Origin of the sequence: Flavitalea sp. (genome assembly GCF_035489435.1) — a bacterium.
In the GTDB taxonomy this organism is placed as follows: Bacteria; Bacteroidota; Bacteroidia; order Chitinophagales; family Chitinophagaceae; genus DATHKG01.
In genome coordinates this window covers 1-6,374 of the sequence record NZ_DATHKG010000115.1, presented here as the reverse complement: position 1 = coordinate 6,374, position 6,374 = coordinate 1, and the positions used below count along the sequence as shown (strand labels likewise).

The 6,374-nt window shown below is 40.3% G+C and carries 4 protein-coding genes and 1 rRNA gene; all 5 read right to left on the bottom strand.

The genetic code is table 11. The annotated features are described in order from the left end of the window. Positions 1–197: 197 nt before the first annotated feature. The 5 genes from VK664_RS18680 to rrf all read right to left on the bottom strand — a co-directional run bounded on the left by VK664_RS18680 (position 198) and on the right by rrf (position 6,368). Positions 198–497 (bottom strand): YciI family protein, encoded by a 300-nt coding sequence (locus tag VK664_RS18680; RefSeq protein WP_461400214.1) that lies wholly within the window; start codon positions 495–497, stop codon positions 198–200. Positions 498–746: 249 nt separating this feature from the next. After that, positions 747–3,743, bottom strand: a complete 2,997-nt coding sequence (locus VK664_RS18675) for a M1 family aminopeptidase (RefSeq protein WP_461400213.1) — start codon at positions 3,741–3,743, stop codon at positions 747–749. 123 nt (positions 3,744–3,866) lie between these two features. Beyond that, positions 3,867–5,255: a helix-turn-helix transcriptional regulator gene (locus VK664_RS18670; RefSeq protein WP_461400212.1), complete on the bottom strand. Its 1,389-nt coding sequence runs from the start codon at positions 5,253–5,255 to the stop codon at positions 3,867–3,869. Positions 5,256–5,406: 151 nt separating this feature from the next. After that, positions 5,407–6,117 (bottom strand): FkbM family methyltransferase, encoded by a 711-nt coding sequence (locus tag VK664_RS18665; RefSeq protein WP_461400211.1) that lies wholly within the window; start codon positions 6,115–6,117, stop codon positions 5,407–5,409. Positions 6,118–6,256: 139 nt separating this feature from the next. Further along, positions 6,257–6,368: ribosomal RNA gene (rrf, locus tag VK664_RS18660) — 5S ribosomal RNA — on the bottom strand. Positions 6,369–6,374: the final 6 nt, after the last annotated feature.

Genomic DNA, 6,374 nt, shown 5'->3' with positions numbered 1-6,374 from the left:
GAAAATTGCGATAATCTTCTGGCAGGCTAATCCCAAGCAACTCTTCCGCATCGGCAATTTCTGCCGCAGAAGCAGCGGGATAAAAATGATTCGTAAATGCTGCCGTCGTCTTAAAATATGTTGTTATGAGATCCAAGGTTTGAAATATATAGCGATAAAGATATGATGATTGTCAATCGCCACATAATCGCCGGCTGTCATTTATCTGACGGGACAATTGCCATCATTGGAAAAGTTTCATAATGATTAATCCTGGCAGCCGGATCATTTGCTATGAAGGCAGCTAAATCCAGTTCATCATCAAGTGCGATGATTCCAAGTCCATAAATACTTTTGGGATCCATCACCGGTCCATAGGCCAGCACTTTTCCCTGGTTCATCTTTTCTGTCCAATATGCTATATGTTCACCCATGATCTGTTTTTCATAAGCATTCATAGTTTGCGCAAAATCATCCCGGGAAGGAATTAAATACGCAACGAAGTATTTTTTTTGCATGGTGGCTGGGTTTTAAGGTTTAGGCGTAAACCCAATTTACAACGATTGTCTTAATTAGTTCCTCCAATATTATATTAGCGGAATAACGGATTGATTGATAATATTATCTGGGCTATCATCGCCCCAAATTCAATGCAGAGCTATTTGAAGTAGAGAAAGTAAACAGCAAAATTGGCCGCCGCCTGGACAATTACAAAATAATACAAAATGTAAATCTTGAATGAATCTTCCCTTAGACGTCCACTGTCTTTAATCAATCTTCACATCAATATAAAATTGTTCTTCATCCACTTCAAACTCTTCGGGACTCATATTTTTTAATATGATCGTTTTCCAGTTTGAATCGGGATAGATAAATTTGAATTCATTAGCCGCATGCATCACTTTTACAGGCATCCGGAAATTTTTCACGTTAGCCTGCCACCTGTAAGTTATTTCCAGATCATTGCCCAAAGGTTTCAACTTTGCCTGCAGAGAAGGTAATTCAGTATAGTGGAGATATTGATCAAAAAGATAAGTATAATCTGATTTTGTAACCCTGTTAATAAATGCTATAAGTTCCGCAGCAGTCAACGTTTTATACCGAAACTCCTTTTGAATAGCTTTTAGCAAATTCACCCAGCCTGTGTCATTGTCAAGAACATTCCTGAACGTGTGCAGCAAAAGACTTCCCTTACTGTACATATTCCCAATATCATAATGAATATGATTGACATCGTATACACCGGTAACCGGTTCTTTTTCTGAAACGGCATTACGCTGTTCCAGCATTGACTGGGTTGCCGCTTCGGCCCCAAACATTTCTTCGATAATAATCGTTTCAGCATAGGTAGCAAAAGCTTCGTGTACCCACATGTCTGCAATGTCTTTTGTGGTAATTGAGTTACCCCACCATTCGTGGGCAGATTCATGCCAAATAAGCGGGTTCGTTTCAACACTATTTTCCGTTGTTATTTTTCCTATGCAAACTCCACTCTGGTGCTCCATAGGATACAGACTCTCTACCAATTTGAAACCATCACGGGGAAAGGGATATTTTCCAAAGTTTTTCTCAAAGGTTTTTAACATAAACGGAACTTGTTTGAACATCCTTTTTGCACGATCAAGATTATAGGGCATTACGTAATAATCTATAGCGAGGGTGTCATCTGAAATATACAGGTCCCTGAAATGTGCATACTTCCCGATACCGAACGTGACATTATAATTGTTTATCGGGTAACTCACAAACCATTCATAACGGGTACGGTCACCTGCTATTGATGTTTTACCCTGTAGTTGGCCATTGGATATTTCATCATAACCATTTGGTACCGTTATCCAGATTTTCATGCTATCCGGTTCATCAGACTGGTGATCTTTGTTTGGCCACCAGAGGCTTGCCCCCGATCCCTGGCAAACAACCTGTGCCCAGGTATTACCAAGTGAATCTTTGTCCCACAATACCCCGCCATTCATCGGGATACTGAAGTCAGGTTCCTGGGGTACTCCATGATAAAATATTTTTACTTCCCCTTCTGAACCTTTGCGAATTTCCGCGGGAAATTTTATAAAGACTGCATGAAATTCCCGGTCGAATGCCAGCGATTTGTTTTGGTAAATAATGCTGTCGATCTGCATATTGCTATTCAGGTCTACCTGCATGGTCCGGAAAGATTCAACAGCTTTAAACCTGATGAGGTTGGAGCCTTTTAAAGATCTTTTTTCCAGGTCAACAGCAACATCGAGATGATAGAACTTTACGTCAAAGCAGGTTCGCATTGGTGTTAGCATACCACGCAGGGTGTCGGCCCGGCTGAATCCATTCTGCCGGTTTGGAAAGTTTTTGTTTACTGATTTTTCAGAACCTCTCTTCAAATCACCATTGTTCAGTATCCCCGGTTTCACAATTGGGTTTTCAGCATTTTCCGCAAGCAAAGATGTTGATTCGGAATTTGCCTGGCTGGCAGCCACTTTTGCCAGGGAATCAGAAACAGATATGAAATCAGAAGCAGCAAGAGTATTGAGCGAATCCCGGGTTTCAGGTTTCAGTATATTGTAGTTTTCCCAAAAGCTTTCATCAACTTCCGATCCAACCAATGTATGCATGGGCGATTTTTTCCCACCGATATCCCCCTCTGTGATTGGTTGTTCATTTTCGGTTTTGCGGTCAGTCATTATCAGATCACTATCAGACCGCCATAACCTGTCAACCCAATTACGACGCTTACTGTTTACATTTATTTCCCAGTGCCGGGTTACCCTGTTCAGATACCATTTATCGCGGTATTTACTATAAAGCACAGAATATTCAAACTTGTGATATTCGATTGTAGCATGAACAACTTTAGACATGATCATATAACCAATGCCTTTATCCTGCTTGCTAACCTGCCTGATGCCTTGCTCGGAAAGCCGCATATCATATTTAACAATTGACAAAGATGCTTCATCAATAAAAAGTTTCAAATGCACCATTGCCTTTTTTGCTTTCTTCCTGGGATTGATATCCACCACCACGAGTACACTGTTGCCAGCCCTCACCGATTTTCCAAAACTATATTCGTAGGACCTGAAATTGGAAGGATTTAAAGGGCTGTATTTTGCATTCCGGTATTTGACCAGGTCATCCGTTAAACTTCCCCTTGCGCCATTTGATACCCCACTCATCATCGAATAAAGTTGTGCTTCGCGTCCATAGTCAATCTGCTTTTTCCTGCCTTTTAATACCCTGAGCTGATCATTGGGCTTAGGAGCAGTCCTGAATGGCCTGTATACATCAAGCACGGCTTCACTAAATGCAAGTTCAACATCACCCATCCATACATTTTCGCGATAAAAAGCAGTATACTGGGTATCAGTGGTATCATAGTTTTGAGAGATCTTTTCAAGTGCTTCTTTCAGTAAATCCAATGCACTCCTTGCCCGGACTGTTACAGCTTCTAATTCAAGGGCCGAAGGTTCGAGGATGAAATTCTTCTTGTTCAGAGCTGCTTTCACAGGAATAAAAAGACTTTTGTATCCTATGCATGATATTATTATTGAGTCGCCCAGGGCAGACTGTGGAATTTTGAAAACAAAAAACCCTGAACCATTGCTGGCAGTTCCGCTCTCACCTGATCTTAATTGTATGCTTACAGAGGGAATTCCTTTACCTGATTTAGCGTCACTGATTTTAGCTGTCAGCGACAAATAAATTTCCTGGCCAGAAACTGCACAAAACCAGCCAGTGAATATGAATATTAAAAATACCTTTCGGAACTTCATTTTGGTTTTTGAAAGTAAAGGAACATGACCAGCATAAAACTGCCTACTCAAATCCGGATTTGAGCATTATTTTAAGACTTTGCCGCAGTTACATGAATGTGATTTAATATGATGAATGCTGCATCAGGCCGACTTTTTAAGATTCCTGGCTATAAATTGACGGGGTGAAATACCAGTGTGTTTTTTAAAAGCGCGCTGGAAAGTAGCCTGCGAATTAAACCCGGCGTCCATGGCAAGGCTGGATATAGTAAAGTGTCGGCTCGAAGGATCCATCATCAGTAATGATACCTGGGTTACGCGGTAACCGTTAATAAAATCATTGAAATTGGTCTGGTTATACTGGTTGAGGACGGCAGAAATTAATTTCGGAGGAATACCGGTATAGGCGGAAAGCTTAGACAGGTTGAGGTCCGGATCAAGATAAAGTTTTCCCGGTTCCATAGCCTCCTGGATCAAGGCAAGATAATGATCATGATTTGGTATAGTTGCGGGAACCTGTGTCAACGGGTGAGGATCGACAGTTTTATATCGTTGATCTTCATCTGTATAATGGGATTCATCCGGATTATGGGATGCATCCAGATAATGGGATACATCCGGATAATGGGATACATCCGGAAATTGGGATGCATTGCGAAAACGGGATTCATCTACCGGTGCTACAGATTGTGCTTTGAATTCCTGGAATTGACCTTCTGAGGCAGGATTATTCGAATCCGGGGTCAATAGGATTTGATTGGTTGAAGACATTGGCCGGGATGCGGGCACGTAAATAAGTTTCATTTTATGATAACCATTCAACGCAATCCAATAGATAAATAACACAAGTCCCACCTCTATCGGGTAATACTGGGAATCTATAGGGATCTTCACAAAATATGGCAATATCACTGTCAGTGCCCAGGTCGCGGCAAAAATAGAAAGGCAGGCAAGCAATATTTTGATCCAATTGAATACAACAGTCTGTTCTCCCGGTTCAAGTGACTGAATCCGGAGATTCAGCGCTTTGAATTTTCGGAATTTGTGTATGGCCATTACGAGATAAACTATAAACATGATGACACTGAGTGGCTCGGCATAAAACCAGACAATATTCATCAGATCCATCGATGAAATATCACTGACTATTATTTTATTTATCCAAAGCAGATGATAAACAATAATTGCAATACGTGAAATAAACTGGAAGATCACCAGTCCGAAATGAGCTCCAATTGTTTTTTTTGAAAAAGAATGTGCGGGATTAAGTAGTGATGAAACGTATAAGAACAAAGCCGGACCAATCGAATAGATAACTATGAAACCGAACATGTCAAAAAACATATAATACTTATCAAGACCAGCACTCCAGTTAAATGTTTCGAAGCCATTATAAGCGAGGGCGAAAACAAAAATTGAAAGAAATTTTGAACCCGGGTGTTTCTTATTGAAGAGCAGGATTATACTAAATAGTAAAGCCTGGAATGCTCCGAATAAAATCAGCAGATTTATCCAATGGAAATGAAGATTCATAACCGGAAGCATTTTGGTGTTTCAAACTATTAACCCAACTTAAAAATAGGAAAGTTTATTCAATGAGCGTGAACCTCCGTTTGTTAAATATTCCTGAGGAATATTGGTCGCAAATCAGACCATGAATGAATATTTCAGAGAGTAATACTGATTAAGGTTTTACAAACAGAACACTTCCATAATCGGTACCGGCTTTCATACGTTTATTATAAAGATCATACAGGCCGTAAAATTCATAACCATATGGGTTCAGAAAATCAAGAACATCGTTCAGATATGTATTTTGTTTATTGGTTCTGTTGAATCCAACTTCACAATAGATTGCTTTTATCTTTGAAGATTTGAGGAGGTCGACGCTGCCTTTCAGCACTTCAAGTTCAAACCCTTCCGTATCTATTTTCAACAGATCTATGTATTCAATTCCATGTTTGCTGCTAAATGCATCGCCGGTATTGACGTGAATTGTTTCCGCTGTTCCGCCCTTCTTCATTGAAACCGGATCCTGGTTTTTGAGGGAATTGAGCAGCGAGTCCTTTCCTGAAAAGGTAGTGATCTCGGTATCGCCGATTTGTTCCCCTAAAGCCTCATGATAACACGAAACATTAGCCAGGGTTTCGGTATTTTTTTTAAGCAATGAATATGTTGCTGCTACAGGCTCAAAACTGTAAATTTTTGCCTCGGGAAAAGCTTTGATGAATCGTTTTACCGTCTGGCCCGTATTTGCACCAACATCAAATATGGTTCGAACCGGCATCTGAATTTTCAGCTTTATATCTGGGATAAGATCACAACCAATTGGCAGTCGGTTTAATTTGTACATCCAATAGCCTGTCAGATTAATCAGGGAAGTTCTTAAACTCATAGTTGACAAACTTAATATAATTCAAGAGAATTATGAATTATGAATTATGAGTTATGAAAGAGTGCAGAGAGTTATGAAAGGCCTTACAGTTAGGGGCAAAAAAAAGCCTCACGATAATTAGTCGTGAGGCTTAAAATAAATATGGCAGCTACCTACTCTCCCGCATTTTATCGCAGTACCATCGGCCATGAGGGTCTTAACTTCTCTGTTCGGAATGGGAAGAGGTGAACACCCCCGGCAAAACCACCATAAGGTTT